Origin of the sequence: Flavobacterium antarcticum DSM 19726, from assembly GCF_000419685.1 — a bacterium.
GTDB lineage: Bacteria > Bacteroidota > Bacteroidia > Flavobacteriales > Flavobacteriaceae > Flavobacterium > Flavobacterium antarcticum.
This window is the reverse complement of the sequence record NZ_ATTM01000004.1, coordinates 13601-34164: the sequence shown is the minus strand read 5'-3', so window position 1 is coordinate 34164 and position 20564 is coordinate 13601. Positions and strand designations below refer to the sequence as shown.

19 protein-coding genes are annotated in these 20564 nt (G+C 35.0%); 4 read left to right on the top strand and 15 right to left on the bottom strand.

The annotated features are described in order from the left end of the window. Positions 1 to 2: 2 nt before the first annotated feature. Together YWA_RS0107495 and YWA_RS0107490 are read left to right on the top strand one after the other, a co-directional pair. Positions 3 to 1013: a response regulator gene (locus YWA_RS0107495; RefSeq protein WP_040472151.1), complete on the top strand. Its 1011-nt coding sequence runs from the start codon at positions 3 to 5 to the stop codon at positions 1011 to 1013. A 427-nt stretch (positions 1014 to 1440) separates the two neighbouring features. Then, positions 1441 to 1842 carry a hypothetical protein gene (locus YWA_RS0107490; protein ID WP_022827889.1) on the top strand — a complete coding sequence of 134 codons (402 nt, stop codon included), beginning with the start codon at positions 1441 to 1443 and terminating at the stop codon, positions 1840 to 1842. Positions 1843 to 1858: 16 nt separating this feature from the next. Here the strand turns inward: YWA_RS0107490 and YWA_RS0107485 are convergent, their stop codons facing one another. The 3 genes from YWA_RS0107485 to YWA_RS0107475 all read right to left on the bottom strand — a co-directional run bounded on the left by YWA_RS0107485 (position 1859) and on the right by YWA_RS0107475 (position 6431). Continuing rightward, positions 1859 to 4105: a cation:proton antiporter domain-containing protein gene (locus YWA_RS0107485; protein ID WP_022827888.1), complete on the bottom strand. Its 2247-nt coding sequence runs from the start codon at positions 4103 to 4105 to the stop codon at positions 1859 to 1861. A gap of 177 nt (positions 4106 to 4282) precedes the next feature. Continuing rightward, complete coding sequence (purB, locus tag YWA_RS0107480; RefSeq protein ID WP_022827887.1) at positions 4283 to 5629, bottom strand: adenylosuccinate lyase; 1347 nt, start codon at positions 5627 to 5629, stop codon at positions 4283 to 4285. Between the two features lie 115 nt (positions 5630 to 5744). Continuing rightward, complete coding sequence (locus YWA_RS0107475) at positions 5745 to 6431, bottom strand: SIR2 family NAD-dependent protein deacylase (RefSeq protein WP_022827886.1); 687 nt, start codon at positions 6429 to 6431, stop codon at positions 5745 to 5747. 57 nt (positions 6432 to 6488) lie between these two features. On the opposite strand from YWA_RS0107475, the gene YWA_RS0107470 reads away from it, so the two are divergent. Further along, a complete protein-coding gene (locus tag YWA_RS0107470; protein ID WP_022827885.1) occupies positions 6489 to 7157 on the top strand; it encodes a TrmH family RNA methyltransferase in 669 nt (222 codons plus the stop codon). Position 7158: 1 nt separating this feature from the next. On the opposite strand, the gene YWA_RS0107465 is transcribed toward YWA_RS0107470, so the two are convergent. From YWA_RS0107465 to YWA_RS0107430, 8 genes are all read right to left on the bottom strand, one after another. Then, positions 7159 to 7926 carry a carboxypeptidase-like regulatory domain-containing protein gene (locus YWA_RS0107465; protein WP_022827884.1) on the bottom strand — a complete coding sequence of 256 codons (768 nt, stop codon included), beginning with the start codon at positions 7924 to 7926 and terminating at the stop codon, positions 7159 to 7161. An 86-nt stretch (positions 7927 to 8012) separates the two neighbouring features. After that, positions 8013 to 9950, bottom strand: coding sequence for a DEAD/DEAH box helicase (locus YWA_RS0107460; RefSeq protein ID WP_022827883.1), 1938 nt, complete (start codon positions 9948 to 9950; stop codon positions 8013 to 8015). A 181-nt stretch (positions 9951 to 10131) separates the two neighbouring features. Next, positions 10132 to 10707: a non-canonical purine NTP diphosphatase gene (locus YWA_RS0107455; protein ID WP_022827882.1), complete on the bottom strand. Its 576-nt coding sequence runs from the start codon at positions 10705 to 10707 to the stop codon at positions 10132 to 10134. A gap of 15 nt (positions 10708 to 10722) precedes the next feature. Continuing rightward, positions 10723 to 11115 (bottom strand): response regulator, encoded by a 393-nt coding sequence (locus YWA_RS0107450; protein ID WP_022827881.1) that lies wholly within the window; start codon positions 11113 to 11115, stop codon positions 10723 to 10725. Further along, positions 11112 to 13409 carry a sensor histidine kinase gene (locus YWA_RS14785; protein ID WP_022827880.1) on the bottom strand — a complete coding sequence of 766 codons (2298 nt, stop codon included), beginning with the start codon at positions 13407 to 13409 and terminating at the stop codon, positions 11112 to 11114. The genes YWA_RS0107450 and YWA_RS14785 overlap by 4 nt, the downstream gene beginning before the upstream one ends. A gap of 75 nt (positions 13410 to 13484) precedes the next feature. Next, positions 13485 to 14111 (bottom strand): GDSL-type esterase/lipase family protein, encoded by a 627-nt coding sequence (locus YWA_RS0107440; RefSeq protein WP_022827879.1) that lies wholly within the window; start codon positions 14109 to 14111, stop codon positions 13485 to 13487. A gap of 10 nt (positions 14112 to 14121) precedes the next feature. After that, on the bottom strand, positions 14122 to 14613 hold the full coding sequence (locus YWA_RS0107435) for a DUF1456 family protein (RefSeq protein WP_022827878.1): 492 nt from the start codon (positions 14611 to 14613) through the stop codon (positions 14122 to 14124). Between the two features lie 204 nt (positions 14614 to 14817). Continuing rightward, complete coding sequence (locus YWA_RS0107430) at positions 14818 to 15615, bottom strand: alpha/beta hydrolase (protein WP_022827877.1); 798 nt, start codon at positions 15613 to 15615, stop codon at positions 14818 to 14820. A 59-nt stretch (positions 15616 to 15674) separates the two neighbouring features. On the opposite strand from YWA_RS0107430, the gene YWA_RS0107425 reads away from it, so the two are divergent. Further along, positions 15675 to 16076: a hypothetical protein gene (locus tag YWA_RS0107425; RefSeq protein ID WP_022827876.1), complete on the top strand. Its 402-nt coding sequence runs from the start codon at positions 15675 to 15677 to the stop codon at positions 16074 to 16076. Here YWA_RS0107425 and uvrB read toward each other — a convergent pair. From uvrB to YWA_RS0107405, 4 genes are all read right to left on the bottom strand, one after another. Then, positions 16073 to 18064, bottom strand: coding sequence for an excinuclease ABC subunit UvrB (gene uvrB / locus YWA_RS0107420; protein ID WP_022827875.1), 1992 nt, complete (start codon positions 18062 to 18064; stop codon positions 16073 to 16075). The two genes, YWA_RS0107425 and uvrB, sit on opposite strands and share 4 nt — an antisense overlap. 197 nt (positions 18065 to 18261) lie before the next feature. Further along, positions 18262 to 19233, bottom strand: coding sequence for a 23S rRNA (adenine(1618)-N(6))-methyltransferase RlmF (rlmF, locus tag YWA_RS14780; RefSeq protein ID WP_022827874.1), 972 nt, complete (start codon positions 19231 to 19233; stop codon positions 18262 to 18264). Continuing rightward, positions 19234 to 19818, bottom strand: a complete 585-nt coding sequence (gene nudK / locus YWA_RS0107410) for a GDP-mannose pyrophosphatase NudK (RefSeq protein WP_022827873.1) — start codon at positions 19816 to 19818, stop codon at positions 19234 to 19236. It lies immediately after the preceding gene. 13 nt (positions 19819 to 19831) lie between these two features. Next, a complete protein-coding gene (locus tag YWA_RS0107405; RefSeq protein ID WP_022827872.1) occupies positions 19832 to 20494 on the bottom strand; it encodes a thiamine diphosphokinase in 663 nt (220 codons plus the stop codon). Positions 20495 to 20564: the final 70 nt, after the last annotated feature.

Below are 20564 nucleotides of genomic sequence, written 5' to 3'. Positions count from 1 at the left end.
TGATGAAAGAATTAGAAAAGAATCCGGAAAAACTATCAATTGTAGTAATTGAAGACAATCGAGGTGATTTTGTTCTAATCGAAGACTTTCTTATTGAAAAGTTTAAGCTCGTTGAAATTATACATTTTCGTGATTTTAAAACTGCTGTTAATTTCTTAGAAACTAATAAACAAAATGTTTCTGTTGTACTTTTAGACCTGAATTTGCCTGATAAGCAAGGAATGGAACTTATAAATGACTTGTTGTGTTACAATTTTCAAACTCCAATCATAATTCTCACTGGATATTCTGATTTGGTAATGGCCAAGCACAGTTTGCAAATTGGTATTTCAGACTATCTTATTAAAGACGAATTAACACCGGTTGTACTTCATAAAACCATTTCTTTCGCGATAAATCGTAATAGTTTTATCAACCACATTGAAAGTGAAAAAGTAAATTATGAAAACTTGTTCAATTTTAGTCCACAACCTACGTGGCTTTTGGACAGCACGACTTTAAAAATACTTAATGCCAATAAGGCAGCTCAAAATAAATACGGGTATTCGCTAGAAGACTTTTTAGAGCGGTCGTTTACGGATTTACATCCTGAGAAGGAAGTGCTTCTTATTGAACAAAAATTAGCTTCGGACGGCGAAGAATTAGTACGTTATCCGTTTACTCATTTCTTAGCCGACGGAAAAGAGATTAAAGTAGATATTTATTCAAAAGCAATTAATTACAGCATCAGCGGTGGACTGATTGTACAATCCAATGACATTACAAAAACACTAAAACGCATCAGTACCATAGAAGCACAAAACGCGAAATTAAAAGAAATCGCTTGGACACAATCACATGTTGTGCGAGCTCCTTTGTGCCGCATTTTAGGGATTATAAATTTAATTGAAGAGGAATCGAACAATCCAGCGGATATGGAATTTTGGTTAAAACAATTGCGTGTTTCTACAAATGAAATGGACGATATCGTGAAAAACATTGTCAATAATACGAATAATTTTGAAGAAGAATAGGCAACTATTTCTTTCTAAGTTTTCAATTCAATTAAAATTTTTAAGTCATTTTTAAATCGGAACAATTATACTTTTAACTTTTTAAATCGTTTTTATACTTACTTTGTTAGTTGTAAAAACTATTTACGCAGAAAACTTTAGTACCGATGAGGTTCTACTGCCGAAATCGAGTGTAATTATAGGAAATTTTGAGAATCAAGATACTTTAATTCTAAATTAAAGTAGTTGTGCAAGTTCAGAATCAGACGCATTTATATTGAATAACGACTTGCAGATCATTAATTTAGACTAAAATTATAGTTGAAACGGTTATCAATTACTCAAAAATGAAAATTTTGATGTTGAGATCAAATAGAAAATCTTCCACATAAATTACATTGAAATAAGTATCATTAATGTAATTTTGCACAAAAGAAAATTTAAAAAAATGTTATACCAACCCGTGTTTGTCGAATTCTACGAAAAAGTAAAATCAAGTATTAAAGAAGGTACTTTTGCAAAGCTGACTTTAGCGAAAACGATAGGAGATACGGATTTAAAAAACATCTACGTTCGATTGAATATACTTGAAAGTGGTGGATACAATTGGGTTTTTACTACTAAATATAAAACCGAAGAAATTGAAAGTTTTCATACGATAGATGAAGGATTTATGTTGCTGAGTTCTTACATTAAGAAACCTTTTCTAACTGCTTTATTGTTTACAACAACGCATGATTTGACTTTTAAAGTAAATAAAAAGAACGTTGGAAGTCTTACAGAGCAAACCGCGACATTTAAAAATGCTTCTCCAGTAATGTTAGAAATGATTGAAAAGGGAATTAATTAAAGACTATTGAAAACGGTTACAATTTGATTCTTGCTCTTTTTTCTGCAAAGAACTCTTGTAATCCTTTTTTACTTCCCACAATCCATAAAATGTCATTCTCTTGTAGAACAACGCTCGATTCGGGGTTCAAAACGCGTTTTCCATTTCGTTCCATACCTACAACCATTGCCTTGGTTTTCTCTCTAATTTGAGAATCTCGAATCGTTTTTCCAATAAACAGTTCGTTCTTAAGCTCCAGTTGCTTTAGAATGATGTCATTTTCAATCGTTTCTTCAGGAATTTCAAATTCGTGTTGATCTAAATACTCTTGAAATTTAATAACTTGAGCATCGGTTCCAATTACACAAATTTCGTCTCCCGGAAATAAGCGCTCTAACTTATTTGGTATATCAATCATAATTTCACCCCTTTTGATAAAAGCGACGTTGATTCCAAGCGTTTCACGAAGTTGTAATTCGTCTAAAGTTTTCCCCGCAATGTTGGATTCTTTGGCAATATTAAAGGTACTCATGTGTCCGTCCCATGGTGTCAGGTGACTTCGACTTTTAGTAGCTTGAATAATTTCACGAGCATTCAAGTTTTCCACAAAACGACGTTCAATGCGTTGATAGAGTTTGTTTAATTTTTTTGGAAACAAAACATACGCTCCAATTGCAAGAATAAGTGCAATCAAAGCAACAACAGGCGAGAAGAAACTATTCAATAAAAATCCTAAAAAGAATAATGTAAGTAACATTCTTAAAAGAACCATCATGATAATTGGACCACGGTATTTACGCTCTTTCATCAATTCATCTACCTGTTCTGTAGCCACTCTTTTAATGGATAAAGCATAGAAGAATGGCGATAAAACGACTAATGTTATTAAAGCTGCTAGTGCATTCCCAAACCGCGAATCTTCCACTAATGGTAAGATGTAATTGGACGAAACTAAAATGAGTGCTACGATGATAACAGAGTGAATAACTACTTGAGTTAAGAATGCCTTCATAACTATCTGCCATTTACTTGCAGATTTTATAGACTCTGAGTGCGAACTGTAACGGTCTATTTTTTTTGCCCATTTTTTAGGTATTTTTCTTTCAATAAAATTGGACACAGGAACCGCTGCTTTAATCATGTACGGTGTTGTAAAAGTGGTTACCGCGGATACGGCAACAACCATTGGGTATAGAAATTCACTCGTAACTTTTAAAGTCATTCCTAAAGTTGCAATGATGAACGAAAACTCTCCAATCTGCGACAAACTCATTCCGGTTTGAATGGATTGTTTGAGTGGCTGTCCGGAAATTAAGGCACCAATAGTAGAACTTATGGATTGCCCAAATATGGTTACTAAAGTCAAAATGGCAACAGGAACGGCATGCTCGATTAAGGTATCAGGATCAATTAACATTCCTACCGATACAAAAAACACGGCTCCAAATAGATCTTTGACCGGTTTAACTAAATGCTCCACATGTTCAGCCTGCGTTGTTTCAGCGATAATTGAACCCATGATAAAAGCACCTAAAGCAGGAGAGAAACCTACGTTTGAAGCTAGAATTACCATCATTAAACAAAGTGCGATGGCAATAATTAAAGTCATTTCATCAGTCAAAAGACTTTTCGCTTTTCGAAGTAATGTGGGAATAAAGAAAATCCCACCTATAAACCATAAAGTCAAGAAGAAAATTAACTTTAAAATTGACTGTAATAATTCACCTCCTGAAAACTGTTGACTTACCGCAATCGTTGATAGTAATACCATCATTAAAATCGCAACGATATCTTGTACCACAAGAGAACCAATAACAATTCCTGCAAATTTTTGGGTTTTAACGGCTAATTCATCAAAGGTTTTAAGGATTATAGTTGTAGAGGAAATGGAGAGAATTACACCTAGAAAAATACTATCCATCTGTTCCCAACCCATTGCAATTCCTACAAAATAACCCAGAATAACCATGAAGATAATTTGGACTGTGGCGGTTATGGAGGCGGAGCCACCGACTTTCATCAGTTTCTTAAAACTAAATTCCAACCCTAAACTGAATAGTAAAAATATGATTCCAATTTCGGCCCAAACTTCAACACTTGCTTTATCTTCGACCGAAGGAAAAAAGTCAAAATTATTTCCCGCTAAAAATCCAGCAACCAAATAACCTAGAACTAAAGGTTGTTTGATTTTTTTAAATAATAACACCGCAATTCCCGCTGTCATCAAAATTAAGCCCAAATCACTGATAAGAGGTTTCAATTGCGAGGTAGCACTTGCCGTCATTAAAAAGGAAGAGAAAAAATGAATCACGAGAAAAATTTAAGGTTTTCGGAAAGATAAATAAAAAGCAAATAAAATGCTAAGATTTGATTAGCAGATTTGTTGTTTTTAGGATTTTTTTAAAATAATCCCTTCCAGCTAATTGTAAGCAGAAAGGGATTATTATATTTTGAAAATGGATTATACTCCTAAATAGTTACTAGGAGAAATTACCAGTAATTCATTTTTAATTTTATCAGAAACTTCTAATGTATGAATGAATGCATGGATTGATTCTTTATTAATCGCAGTATTTGTTCTTGTTAAGCCTTTCAACGCTTCATATGGATTTGGATAGCCTTCACGTCTTAAAATCGTTTGAATTGCTTCGGCAACCACTGCCCAGTTGTTCTCTAAATCTTCCGCAAATTTTGGTTCGTTTAAAAGTAATTTATTTAAACCTTTTAAAGTCGCTTCAAAAGCAATTAAAGTATGTCCCATTGGTACACCGATATTTCTTAAAACGGTGCTATCCGTCAAATCACGCTGCAATCTTGATAAAGGTAATTTTGCCGAAAGGTGTTCAAAAATCGCGTTTGCAATTCCTAAATTTCCCTCTGAATTTTCAAAATCAATTGGATTTACTTTATGCGGCATTGCTGAAGAACCAATTTCGCCTTCTTTAATTTTTTGTTTGAAGTAATCCATTGAAACGTACGTCCAAATATCTCTGTTCAAATCAATAATGATCGTGTTGATTCTTTTTAAAGCATCGAAAAATGCTGCAAAGTGGTCGTAATGTTCAATTTGTGTCGTTGGAAACGAATGATGTAATCCTAATTTTCCTACAACAAAGTCGGTTCCGAACATTTTCCAATCCGTTTTTGGGTAAGCGACGTGATGTGCATTGAAATTTCCGGTCGCTCCACCAAATTTTGCTGCAAACGGAATTGTAAATAAGGAACGCATTTGTTCTTCTAAGCGTTCTACGAAAACTGCGATTTCTTTTCCCAATCGAGTAGGAGAGGCCGGTTGTCCGTGTGTTCGAGCTAACATTGGAATGGCTGCCCATTCAATACTTAATTCTTTCAACTTTGAAATTAAAGCCACCAAACTTTTCAAATATACATTTTCAAAAGCTTCTTTCGTAGAAAGAGGAATGGCGGTATTGTTAATATCTTGTGAAGTCAATCCGAAGTGGATGAACTCTTTATATTGGTTTAAACCTAAATTATCGAAAGCACTTTTGATAAAATATTCGACTGCTTTTACGTCGTGATTTGTAGTCTTTTCAATGTCTTTTATCGATTGAGCATCTGCAGCAGAAAAATTCCGATAAATGTCGCGTAGTTTTTCAAAAAGAGATGCATCCACATTTTGGAGTTGTGGCAAAGGAATTTCGCATAATGCAATAAAATACTCGATTTCTACTAAAACGCGGTACTTGATTAATGCCTCTTCAGAGAAGTAAGGCGAAAGACTCATTGTTCTATTTCTATACCGTCCATCAATTGGCGATACAGCATTCAATTCAGTTAAAAGACTCATTGTAGTTGTGTTTTGTAAGTCGGCAAAGATACGGTTTTAACACCAAAAGTCAAACGTAGAATTTCAACAATTACAGCTAAAATTATCTACTTGATAATAACATGATAGAAGTGATCTACTTCAATAATTCTTTTTTTAATAGTTGCATTCCTTCTGAAGCTTTATTAGCGAAAACTACTAATTTATTTCGGAGGTTGGGAATTTTAATTGGTTTTGGGTCGATGTAATAAATCGTAGCATTTTTAGGTGCGAAGTCCACTAATCCTGCCGCAGGATAAACTTGCAGTGAGGTTCCAATCACTAATACTAAATCGGCTTCTGAAGTCAATTGAACGGCTTCTTCTAATGCCGGAACTTCTTCGCCATACCAAACAATATGGGGACGCAAATTAAAACCGTTTTCATCTTTATCCGAATCTAATAAATCTGTTTTCCAATCTAAAATGTGATTTGGATTTTGAGTACTTCTCACTTTTAAAAGTTCACCGTGCAAATGTAAAACGTTTGAACTTCCGGCACGTTCATGCAAATCATCTACATTTTGAGTAATGATTTGCACGTCAAAATCATTTTCTAATTCTGCGAGAATTAAGTGCGCTTCATTTGGTTTTACGGTTAATAATTGTTGGCGTCTTTTGTTGTAAAAATCCAAAACTAATGCAGGATTTTTGCGATAACCTTCAGGAGTGGCAACTTCCATAACATCATGGCCTTCCCAAAGTCCATCGCTGTCGCGAAAAGTTTGAATACCGCTTTCAGCACTTATTCCGGCGCCTGAGAAAACAATTAGTTTCTTTTTCATATTTGATTATAAGTTATAAAGCTACCATTTTTTACTATTTTTGCCAAAATTAAAATAATGATTGACCTCAAATACCTTGAATTTCTAGAAAACATATTGACTGACAACCGAAAAGAGCGTTTTGCTACTGTTTTAGCAAATCGTACGAATCACTTTACCGTTGCGATGGAAGATGTCTTTCAGTTGCATAACACAAGTGCGGTGATGCGAAGTTGTGAAGTTTTTGGAGTACAAGAATTGAATATAGTAGAGGAGAAGTTCGGTAAAAGCATCGACAAGGAAATTGCGATGGGTGCTCAAAAATGGGTTGATGTAAATCGTTTTGAGTCCATTACTAATTGTATTGAAAGCTTGAAATCGAAAGGATATCAAATTATCGCTACGACGCCACATGACAATGACTGCATGTTGGATGATTTTGACGTTTCTAGAAAATCAGCTTTTTTCTTTGGAACAGAACGCGACGGACTTTCTGAAGAAGTATTAAAAAATGCAGATGGTTTCTTAAAAATTCCAATGGTTGGCTTTACGGAGAGTTTAAACATTTCAGTTTCAGCAGCAATTACGCTTCAAAATTTGACAAGTAGACTTCGGAAAACAGATATTAAATGGCAACTTTCGGAAGAAGAAATTTTGGTAAAAAGATTGCAATGGGCTAAAAACACGATTAAAGATATCAAGCGAATTGAGAAAAGATATTATGAGGAAAATCCTAAAAGTGAGTAAATTACTTCCTTTTCAGAATTTTATATTCTTCGTAACACGCACTAATTGCATCCATGATTTGCAAATCATTAGCCGTTTTTACAAAAGCTTCTGAATAGTTGCAACGTTCCATGATTTCGGCGATTTCAGATTTCGTAACGCCTAAGAGTGCTGAAATTGTTTCGCGGTCAAATTTGGAAGCCAAAAGATTTTTAACCGTATCGTCTTTCTTCATCTCCTTCAAACGCCTAAGTTCTTTGGGTTTCTTTCCAAAAAAATTGTACAACATATCAGCCGGATTGAAGATTGATCCCAAAACTCTACCAAAAGCATTTGGCGAATATTCTCCTGCTTCATAACCTTCAGGAAGTCCTGAAATACTGTATCGGTAATTTTCTCTTGTTGGAATTAACTTCGCGTCAATTTCTAAATAACCTGTCAATACATACTGACGAACAACTACTTCTTCCAAAGCATACGCTTTTTGTGTCAGTTGGATGGTAGTTGATTTATTTTTAATCCAGTCGTTTGTCACTTTTACTTTTATGGATTTATAGCCAAGAAGTGAAATGTGAAGGGTGTCATTGGCGAAAGCCATAAGAGAAAATTCACCCTGATCGTTAGTTACAACACCTTTTACGGTATTGACATTTATAACATTTACGCTGGAAATAACCAATCCTGAAGTATCATCTTTAATGACTCCTTTGATGATTGCACTGTCTTCTTTTTGTTGAGCAAAAAGGAAGTTAGAAACGAAAGTAAAAAAGAAAACTGCAAGATATTTCATGACTGATTTTAAAACCTTAAAAGTAGTAAAACAGTTGAAACAATCTTGCAGTTTGCCTATAATTATAAGAAAATTAACTAATTTTCTTAGCTTTTTCTTGGTCTTCTTGGTCTATCAGAATCACCGAAACTTTCTGAACGTCTTGGCGCTCTGTCTGAACTTTCAGTTCTTGGAGCTCTGTCAGATGAACCTTCTCTTCTTGGAGCAGCACTTCTTCTTCCAAATCCACCTTCTGATGAACCGCCAGATCTTTCACTTCTGAAACCACCTTCGCGTTTTGCACCAAATCCGCCACCACCAGAACCTTCACGTCTTGGACCAAATCCTCCAGAACTTCTGCCGCCAGAACTTCTTTCGCCACCTGATCTTCCACCGCCAGATCCACCTCTATTGTTATGGTCACGTCTTCCGCCACCATCATTTTTAGAGATTTCAACGTTGATTCTGCGTCCTTCAATCTGCGTGTTATTCAAAATCTCCATTACTTTATCAGAGTGTTCCGCATCCGTATTAAAGAAAGAGAAACCTTCTTTAACGTCTACTTTATAAACGTCATCACGACCTAAATCTAATGTTTCTTTCAGGAAATCTTTCAATTGCATCCAGTCAAAATTGTCTCTTGAACCGATGTTTACGAAATAACGAACTGCGTCAGAATTACTCATCGGACGATCTCCACGTTCTTCGCGAGGACCAGCTGATTGATTTGACAAGTCACGAGATTTCTTGTAGTAATTGATAAAACGATTAAATTCAACAGAAACCATTTTCTTAATCAACTCTTCTTTAGTCAGGTCTTCAAGAACGCTGTTAATTGTTGGTAAGTACGGATTAATTTCGCTATCAACCTCTGTATCCTTAATTTTATTTGCTAAGTGTAACAACTGAATTTCGCAGATTTCAATTCCAGAAGGAATCGTTTTCTCTTCGAATTTCTGTTTGATTGTACGCTCGATCGAAGAAATTTTACGCAACTCACTTTTCGTTACAATAACGATAGAAGTTCCTAATTTTCCTGCACGACCTGTACGACCAGAACGGTGGTTGTAAATTTCAATTTCGTCTGGCAGTTGGTAATTAACTACGTGAGTAATATTATCAACGTCAATTCCACGAGCAGCAACATCAGTTGCAACAAGCATTTGGATTTGATGACCTCTAAACGATTTCATTACACCGTCTCTTTGTGCTTGTGATAAATCACCGTGCAAAGCTGCAGCACTATAACCATCTTCAATTAATTTTTCTGCAACAGCTTGTGTGTCCCGTTTTGTACGACAGAAAACTACGGAGAAAATGTCTGGATTCGCATCAGCTAAACGTTTCAAAGCTTCGTAACGATCACGTGCATTTACTAAGTAAAATTCGTGAGAAACGGTAGACGAACCAGAGTTTTTAGTTCCAACAGTGATTTCAATTGGATCATGCATGAATTGTTTTGCAATTCGTGCAACTTCTTGCGGCATTGTAGCTGAAAACAACCAAGTGCTTTTTTCGTCAGGCGAAGTGGAAAGGATGTTTACGATATCTTCGTAGAAACCCATGTTCAACATTTCATCTGCCTCATCAAGAACGCAATAGTTAATTTTTGAAATATCAACTAATCCACGGTTGATCATATCTTGCATTCTACCTGGAGTGGCAACAATAATTTGTGCACCTCTCTTGATTTCGCGGGCTTGATCAGAGATACTAGCACCACCATAAACAGCAACAACGTTGATGTTTTTTTCGTACTTAGAGTAATCTTTAATTCCGTTTGTAATTTGCAAGCAAAGTTCGCGTGTTGGCGATAAGATTAATGCTTGTGTACTTCTGTTGTCAGCATCAATTTTTTGTATAAGTGGAAAACCAAAAGCTGCCGTTTTCCCAGTACCCGTTTGAGCTAACGCAACCATATCAGTGTCCTTTTCCAATAATAGGGGAATCGCTTTCTCCTGTACTTCAGTCGGATTTTCAAATCCTAGATCGATAATCGCCTTCAGTAACGATTCACTCAATCCTAATTGTTCAAATTTATTCATATAGTATTTTAAAATATTTTGCAAAAGTACAGCAAATATTTCTGAATTGCTAATGTTAATTTAAGTTTTATTGCAATACTAGTAATTGATTATCAATAAATTATGACTGCGTTAACTTTCTAAGTGTACTTTTAGCGGTGCATTTTAAGTTGGAATTTTACTTTCTCTACGGTAAATTAGATTATTTTCCGCTTAAAAAAGATAATAATTGTGACACCGCTTGACCACGGTGACTTATTGCTGATTTTTCTTTTTGATCCATTTCAGCAAAGGTAATTTCGTATTTAGTAGGTTGGAAAATAGGGTCGTAGCCAAATCCTTGATTTCCTTTCTGTGTAGTGGTAATATTGCCGTCAATTATTCCAGTAAATAATTTTTGTTCGTCATTTAAGTTTAGCGCAATTACCGTTTTAAAATTTGCCTTCCTGTTTTGAACGTCTTTTAGTTCTTTTAAAACTTTATCAATATTATCCTGGTCGTTTTTTTGTTCTCCAGCAAATCGTGCAGAATATACTCCTGGAGCGCCATTTAAATAGTCCACTTCCAGTCCTGAATCATCAGCAAAGCAGTTGTAACCATACTTTTCAGTTACATAATCAGCTTTTAGTATGGCGTTTCCCTCAATGGTTTCCGCAGTTTCTGGAATATCTTCGAAGCATCCAATGTCTTTTAAACTTAAGATTTGGATTTCAGAACCAACTAAATTCTGAATTTCCTCTATTTTATGGAGGTTGTTTGAAGCGAAAACAAGTTGCATATACGATTTGTTGAGTTATACTTCTTCCATAATTGCTTTTAACCCGTCAACCGTTACTGGTTTTAGAATATAATTGCTGACGTTAGAATACGTTTTTGCTTTTTCAATATCAGCATTGTCAATTGATGATGTGATGATGTATATTGTGATTTTCTGTTTGCAAGGGATTTTAATGAATTCGTCGAGAAATTCCCAGCCGTCCATAATAGGCATATTTAAATCCAATAAGATCAAGTCAGGCAAAGTTCCTTCGGCTAAGATGATTTTCTCGAGCGTTTCGATTGCGTTCTTTCCGTTGTTGAAAATCATAAAGCTTTCACAGAAATTCGCAATTTTCATAAGACGTTGCGTTCCAAAAATATAAATTGGATCGTCGTCAATAATACAAGTTAAGGCAATTTTTTTCAAATCTTAAATGTTATTTTAAAGGTTGTACCCTGATTTAATTTACTTTCTACTTCTATTTTTCCACCCATTGCTTCAACTTGGTTTTTTGTAATAAAAAGGCCAATTCCTCGAGCATCGGTGTTCGTGTGAAATGTTTTGTACATTCCAAATATTTTTGCGCCATTCTTCTGTAAATCTATTCCAATTCCGTTATCAGAAATGATCAATTCAAGTGAATCTTCAGTTAATAAGCAGTTTAAAGAGACGTATTTTGTTCCTTCCGCTTTTGAATACTTGATTGCATTGCTCAAAAGATTATTAATAATACTACTTATGTAAGCAGTTATACCCAATACCTTTTCGCCTTTCGAAATATTGTTTTCTATTACAACTTGCTTTTCATTTGCAAACACTTGTAAATTTCTAATGTTCATTTCTACTACATCTTGCAGATTGACTACTTCTAAATTTTCAATCAGCGTTGTATTTAATTGCACCACTTCATTTAGATGTGTAATCGTTTCTTTCAGATCGTTTGAAGCTGTTTTCAAATACAGAATAAATTCATTTTCTTTGAATTCAGGATGGTCATGCACTAAAAGTTCGAGTAACATTTTGAAATTTGAAGCGTGTGAACGTAAATTATGTGAAACAATATGGGCAAAATTTTTCAGTCGCTCATTTTGATCTTTTGTAATTTCCAGCAGAGATGTAATTTCTCGTTCTACTTTTTTAATTTCTGTCAAATCGATAGCAACACCTAAGTAACCAACAATTTCTCCACTTTCTACTATTTCCGTCACAGTCAAAAGCACGGGAAATTCATATCCTTCTTTGTGTGTATATGTCCATTCCCTAGTTTCGAAACCATTTTCAACTAAATTTGCAAATACTTCAAAATCAGTATCCTCATCAGTTAAAGATAACGTCTCTTTTCGAGTCTCAATTTCTACTGCGGAATGTAAAAAATCCGCCGTGTGAATACCAATCATTTCTGCAGCTTTATAACCAAGCAGGTTTTCAGCACCAGTATTGAAATTTTTGATTAATCCTTTTCTGTCGGTTGCTACAATGCTGACTTGCGTACTTGCGTTAAAAACAGCTTCTAGTTTTTTAATAGCCGTTTCTAATTTGTTTTTAGCTTCAACATTTGCAGTAATATCTACAATTTGATATGTGTATTGATACGGTGTTCCGTCGTTATTTCTAACAACCGAAGCCGATAAAGTAACGTGAATGATAGCTCCGTTTTTGTTAATATAACGTTTGTCAAGTTGGTAATTATCAATGGTTCCGTCGGCCAAATCATTTAATAATTTCACATCGGCGTCTAAATCTTCGGGATGGGTAATCTCGTGAAAAGTTTTTGTTTTTAATTCTTCCGCACTATAGCCTACTATTTGGCACAGCTTTTTGTTCACTTCAATCCAAGTTCCATATTCATCCAAAATAGCCATACCGATTGCAGCGTATTCGAAATTTCCACGAAAGGTGTTTTCGCTAATTCGCAATTTTTCCGACTGCAACCGTTGCTTTGTAATGTCTTGAAATACACCAATAATTTTTGCAGGTTTTCCTTCGCTATCTCTAAAAATTTTACCAAAACAACGCACCCATTTCATGTTGTTTTTAGCTGTAAGAATGCGACAGTTTAAATCAAAAGGTTTGGATTTTTTAATTGTTTCCTGCAATGCTCTTACTACTTTTCTTCTGTCGTCGGGAAAGTAAAAATCAAGGCCAACATCTACGCGAGGATTAAAACTTTCATCTACCTCATGGATTTTATAGACTTGTTTTGTCCACGTAATATCGCCGGTTTTTAAGTTAATTTCCCAACCTCCAATTTCAGCAATTTTCTCTAATTCTGAGAAAATTTCTTTTTGTGCAAATAACTCATTGGTAAGGTTTTCGATGTCTTTATTTGAAGGATCAATTCCTAAAATTTCAGTGTTTGCAAAAATGTAACCTGTAACTCGATTTAAGTAATCCTTTACTGCTAAATATTCGACTTCAAAAGTGATTAGTTCTCTTGCACTTGTAAAATACTCCAACGTAAGTTTGTTATCAGAATTTTCTAAAATCTGAGTCAAAAGTGGTTTTCCGTGCGTTAAATTTAATAATTTCTCAATAGTGAAGTTCTCTTTATCCTGAGGCTTTTTATAACCCAATTTCTTCAGAAATTGCTGATTGATGTAAATCGACTTTTCTAATAGATCCCAAATCCAAAAGCCCTCAAAAGCTCGATTTTCTATGAAGAAAAGCGTTTCAGGACGCGATATATTTTTTTCAAAAATGGAGAAAGAGGTTTGGATCATTGCCAAAAGGTTGGAAATTATATTTTAGATATTCTAAAAACATGCTAAAAGTACAAAAAAATCTAGTTTTAAAAATTAAATCTGTAGGAATTCCGTTGAATGGTTCATAAATACCGACGACATGAGCGTGTACCCAATCAAATTAGGGTGAACGCCATCAGTAAAATAATTAGTATTTATAAAATCACCATTTTTAAATTGATGGTAAAAATCAAGATACGAGATCGTTTTATTATTAGAACACGATTTTAAAAATGCATTAAGAACACTTATTTTTTCAAAAGAAGTGATTTTTGGATTCCAATAATACTTAGAAACCGGTAAAATGGAACATAAGATTACTTTGATGTTATTTTGTAAAGCGAGATCAATGATCGATCTAAAATTTTCTTTTATTTCATCCAGTGTTATTGGACCGCAGTTTTCAGCAATATCGTTGGTGCCCACTAACACAACTGCAACTTTTGGTTTTAAATCAATTACGTCTAGTTGAAAACGATGTAAAATCTGTGCGGTAGTTTGTCCGTTAATGCCTCGATTTATATAATGCGGTTTTTTTTTGAATAGAGTATGTTCATTCCAACCCGCTATTATGGAATCGCCAATAAATACAATCCGATTTTCGTCCGAATATACTTTTAGTTTTTCATTTGCCAATCGGAATTTCTCTAAATACGCCCAATCGTGGTTTGAATGATCCAAAGAGAATAGATTATTTCTTTCCGTTTTTATAACGTACTTTTTCTACGACATCAATTTTTGGCTCTTTCTTTTTAGGTCGAGCACTACTGCTTTTAGCATCAGGTTTTCCGGTTGAAGATGAAGGCTTTCCAGTAGAATAAGGCTTGTTAGCCGAATATGGTTTTCCACTTGATGAAGGTTTTCCTTTTGGAGCAGTAGATGTCGCTTTAGGCTTTGCCGATTGATCACGATTATTTACTTCGTCGCGATTTTTAGAAATGACATCCATCGCATTTTTAGGCTCTTCTTTTGTTCCTCGTAAATGAATAATCAATCCGTTCAAAAAATTACGCAAGACTTGGTCGCCACATTCCATAAAATTAGGATGGTCTTCTGCTCTGAAAAGTGCGTTTAATTCTGGCTTGTCCATACGGAAATCTACTAAAGCTAGAATCTCTAGAATTTGTTCGTCTCTCAATTGTAATGCAACTCTTAATTTTTTGAAAATATCGTTATTATTCATAAAGGAAAATTTTTGTAAAGGTAATTTTTATTTTTTAGTAAAAAGACAGGATGATTTAATATTGTCTTTTTAAGATTAATTTTAAAAAGCGCCTATAATTTTAATCTCGCAAAGTCGCAGATACGCAAATTTGGAATACACTTGCTTTGCGGTTTTGCGACTTTGCGAGATAATTTTTTAAAAGTAAGCGAGAAACTATTCGTTTTAAAACAACCATTTCACTGCTTGCTCAAAGTTTTCTCTCCATAACTTTTCATTATGTTCGCCCTCTTTTACAATTACCGTTTTATTCAATTTCAAACAATAGCAGCGATTGTGGTCAAGTAGTCGTTCCATCTTCTTTAAATCTGAAACCATAGTTTCACTTTCTTTGTCACCACTTAGAAAGAAAATTTTAGCTTTCGTAGTTTCCGATTGTTCCATCAACGTATAAATTTCATCGGAAAACCAAAAAGATGGTGAAAAAACTCCTGCTTTTCCAAAAACTTCTGGATATTTCAAAACGCCGTAAAACGAAATTAATCCACCGAGTGAACTTCCAAAAATGGCTGTGTTTCGGGGATTTGATTTTGTTCTGTAAATACTGTCGACTTTTGGCTTCAAAGTTTTTACAATGAATTCTAAATAGTTATCGCCATTTCCGCCGCCATATTTCTCGTTTTGATAGGGTGTCAGTTCGTCCAATCGTTTATCATTTCCATGTTCAATTCCAATCACAATTAATTGTGCATTCATTTTATTTAGTGTTTCATCGGCTTCCCATTCGCCAACGAAGGAAGTCTTTGCGTCAAAAAGATTTTGAGCATCATGCATATAAATTGTTGGATACTTTTTAGTTGAAGTTGCGTAATCTTTCGGTAGATAAATCCATATTTTCTTTTGCACATTTAATTCAGGTGAAAAGATTTCGAAAGTAGTTACATTCGCCGATGCTGTAGATTCCTGAGCGTAAACAGTTACAGAAAGAAAAAGAGTAATTATGAAAATGAAAATCTTTTGCATGCAGTAGAAACTTGTGATTTTGAATAAAAAGAAATAGTTTAGCTAAAAATAGCTTTTTTATGAATACGCACGCGACAAAAATAAATTTATTGAGCGAAATGATTGCCTTTTCCATCGTTGATGGCGAATTACACGAACGCGAATATCAATTTTTAGCTTTGGTTGCAACCGAATTAAAAATAACGAAGCAAGAATTCCAAGATTTATTTCACCAAGAACATTTCGTGATTCCTATAAAATCTGAAAATCAACGAATTCAGCAATTTTATCGTTTGGCTTTGTTAATGCATATTGATGGCGTTTTACACGAAAAAGAAGCGATTGCCATCAAACAAATTGCGATTGATATGGGATTAAATCCTTCAGCAACTTCACGTTTTTTAGAATTAATTCGGAAGACTAAAAACCGAATTATCGAGCCAAACGAAGTTTACGCTTTATTTAAAGAACAACGAAATTAAAATACTTTTTCCTGCAATGCTTTAATATCGTCACGGAGTTTTGCCGCTTGCATAAAATCCAATTCCTTCGCCGCTTTTTCCATTGATTTCCGTTTTTCCCGAATCAATTTGTCTACCGCATCTTTTGTCATATAAGTTGTATCAGGCTCTGCAGCAATTGACGCTGTGTTTCCTAATTCATAATCGACCAATTTATTTTTGGTAAACGCACTTTCAATTTTCTTATTCAATGCCATTGGAACGACATTATTATCCGTGTTGTACTGCATTTGTTTTGCTCGGCGATATTCTGTGTCATCAATTGTTTTTTGCATACTAACAGTCATTTTGTCCGCATACATAATCGCTTTTCCGTTTAAATTTCGAGCCGCACGACCAATAGTCTGCGTCAAAGAACGATTACTTCGCAAAAAACCCTCTTTGTCAGCATCCAAAATTGCAACCAATGAAACTTCAGGTAAATCCAAGCCTTCACGCAATAAATTGACACCAATTAAAACATCAAAAATTCCTTTTCGCAAATCCTGCATGATTTCAATTCGTTCTAAAGTGTCGACTTCCGAGTGAATATAGCGACAACGAATATTTAATTTTGTCAGGTATTTTGCTAATTCTTCCGCCATTCTTTTGGTCAATGTCGTTACCAAAACGCGTTCGTCAATTTCTGCACGAATCTGAATTTCCTCAATTAAATCATCAATTTGATTCAAACTCGGACGAACTTCAATAATCGGGTCCAACAATCCCGTAGGACGAATAATTTGTTCGACATAAACGCCATCTGATTTTTCCAATTCGTAATCTGCTGGAGTCGCCGAAACGTAAATCACTTGATTTTGCATCGCCTCAAATTCCTCAAAACGCAAAGGTCGGTTGTCCATTGCTGCTGGAAGTCGGAAACCGTATTCTACCAAATTTTCCTTTCGACTTCTGTCGCCACCATACATTGCGTGAACTTGCGAAAGCGTCACGTGACTTTCGTCCACAATGGTCAAGAAATCTTTTGGAAAATAATCCAATAAACAGAACGGTCGAGTTCCCGGAAGTCGGCCATCAAGGTAACGCGAATAATTTTCAATACCGGAACAATAACCCAATTCCCGAATCATTTCTAAATCGAAATTCGTTCGTTCTTCTAATCGTTTGGCTTCTAAATGTTTTCCAATTTCTTTAAAATAGTCAACTTGCTTTACCAAATCTTGCTGAATTTCCCAAATTGCGCCATTCAAAACATCGGGCGAAGTCACAAACATATTCGCAGGATAAACGGTCAACGTATTGTATTTTTCAACCACCAAAGATGTTTTTGCATCAAAAGCTTCAATTTCTTCAATCTCATCACCAAAGAAATGTACGCGAAAAGGTTCGTCGCCATAACTCGGAAATATCTCAACCGTGTCGCCCTTTATACGGAATGTTCCGGGTGTGAATTCGGCTTCAGTCCTAGAATATAAACTTTGAACGAGTTGATGTAAAAGTTTCGTTCGGGAGATGATTTGGTCTCTATCTAAAGTGATTACATTTTTTTGAAACTCAACCGGATTTCCAATTCCGTACAAACAAGAAACGGAGGCAACAACCAAAACATCGCGTCGTCCCGAAAGGAGGGAAGACGTCGTACTCAAACGCATTTTCTCTAATTCTTCGTTGATAGACAAATCTTTTTCAATGAAAACTCCCGTAACTGGCATAAAAGCTTCCGGCTGATAATAGTCGTAGTACGAAACGAAATATTCCACCGCATTGTTCGGAAAAAACTGTTTGAACTCTGAATATAGTTGAGCAGCCAACGTTTTATTATGTGCCAAAACCAAAGTCGGTCTTTGCACTTCTTCAATCACATTCGCCACCGTAAATGTTTTACCCGAACCGGTAACTCCTAAAAGTGTCTGGAATTTTTCCCCATTTTCTATTCCTTCCGCAAGTTTTTTAATCGCTTGAGGTTGGTCGCCTTTGGGTTGGTAATCGGATACAACGTTGAATTTCATAAATGCAAACTTACGAATGTTTTATGTGGAAAAAGATTAAGCAAAACTTAAAACTTTTGATTAATTTGGGCGTTACCACAAGGGTCGGGCAATCCGTTCCCGCTTTTTTTTGAGGCAAAGAAAAATTGCCTCAAAAAAAGAGCTCCACTTCTGTCCCTAACGCAAAATGTGCTCAAACAGAAATTCTCTTCTATAAATCAAAAATCGTTTTCCGCACTCGGCTTTTGTTCATCAAACCTTCCGTTATTCATACGACTTTCCGTCATAAAAGTCCACGCTAAAATGCGACTCGTTTTCTGACCTTGTTTCATCTCAATGACTTTGATTTCTGTTGGCTCGATTTTATTTAGCACTTTAGTCAAACTTTTTAAATGTTCGTTTTTTGAAACTAAAGTCGTAAACCACATCACTTGTTGCTGATATTTAGCACTTTCAAAAATCATTTGAGTGATGAATTTTACTTCGCCACCTTCGCACCATAATTCATCTGAAATTCCACCAAAATTGGGTGTTTTATCAGTTGCATCTTTCTGTAAACCTAGATTATTTAACTTACGAGTCGTTCCTCTCTTCGCATCATCTGCCGACAAATGAAAAGGTGGATTACACATCGTAAAGTGAAATTTATCTTCCGATTCGATAATATCTTTAAAAATAAAACGCGAATTTAATTGCTGTTGCAAAGCTATTTTCTCGCCTAATTCAGGATTGTGTTGTAAAATCGTTGAGCAATTTTTCAATGCTCTCAAATTAGTATCTGTAGCTACAAAATCCCAACCGTAAACGCTAGCACCAATTAATGGATAAATACAATTCGCACCAACACCAATGTCCAAACCTTTGACATAACTTCCTGTAGGAATTTCTGCTTTATTTCCTTTGATTAAATCAGCGATATAGTGAATGTAATCCGCTCGTCCTGGAATTGGTGGACAAAGAAAACCTTCTGGAACGTCCCAATTTTCAACATTATAGTAATGCATCAAAAGTGATTTATTCAGACTTTTAACCGCTTTTGGATTGTCAAAATCGATTGTTAGTTTGTCTGTGTCTTTTACTTTTTGAACGTACTGTTGTAATTTTGGATTGGTTTGCACTAATAATTCAAAGTCGTAACGCGAACGGTGACTGTTTCTGGGATGCAAATTATTTTTTTCTGTAGATTCCATTTAGTTGATTAACTGATTAATTTTTGCGTATTGCAAAAGCATTATTGTTTTGGCATCGACAATTTCGCCTGAAGCAATCATGTTGTAAGCCGTTTCAAAAGGAAGTTCGATGACTTCAATATTTTCGTGTTCGGAAGCTAAACCTCCGCCTTTTCCCTTCTTCATTTCATCGTCGTATTCAGCGACAAAGAAATGAATAATTTCTGTAACAGCACCTGGAGACATATACGCTTGAAATATTTTTTTTACATCGTGTAATTCATAACCCGTTTCTTCTTCGGTTTCTCGTTTGATGCATTCCTCTGGATGTTCTTCTTCCAAAACTCCTGCACAAGCTTCTACTAAAAATCCCGATTCGTTTTTATTTAAATAGGTGGGAAGTCGGAATTGTTTAATTAAAACAACCGACTTTTTAATTTTATTGAAAAGTAGGATTGTAGCGCCATCACCACGGTCGTACACTTCTCTTTTATGTACTTCAACTTCACCGTCTTCTTTGGTGTATTCTAATGTTATTTTAGAAAGTTTTGCCCAATTGGCAGAGAGCACTTCAGTGTTGGTGATATTTATATTTGAATTCTTCATAATAATTTTAAATTTAATCGTGGCATTCCATTAATAATAAATCGCCATCAGAATGTGTAATTGTTACAATTCCATCGTTTAAAACGGAGTTGCTACTTCCGGTTCTGTAACCAATAGTTAACGTATCGTTTTCCAAAGGATATTCTAAATTTTCCGATGAAATTCCGTCAACTGAACCAATTGGAATCAAAGACAAAATCGTTTTCGCAGGATACCATTTTTGAAATTTTTTTGGCAACTGAAAGATTTTCGAGTAATCGTCAAGAATCACAATTTTCAATTCCTTTTTATACCTAATTATGTTTGTAACATTCGTAATCGTATGGTCTGCACGACGTCCCGTTGCCCAAACTACATTTACAGCAGGAATTTTTCGTTCAATTAAATAATCGAATGCTTTCTCTAAATCCGTTTTATTTTGATTTGGCGTGTGCACAATTTCAATCGGATATTGCGAATCTTTGTACTTTTCTGCGTTGAAATTTCTGTCGAAATCACCTAACAAAACATCGACTTTAATTCCCAATTCAATTACTCGGGTAATTGCAGAATCAAGCACGACAACAATTGGCGACCATTCTAGTAATTGCCCTAAAAGTTCAGAACTGCAACTTTCGCCATTGGCAATAATTAAAGCTGGTTCTTGGTCGTCGCGAACGATGTGGTGAGATGACATTCGAGTAAAATTTAATTAGAAGTGTAAATATAAAAAAAGACGACTTTTAATAAGCCGTCTTTTTCAAAAT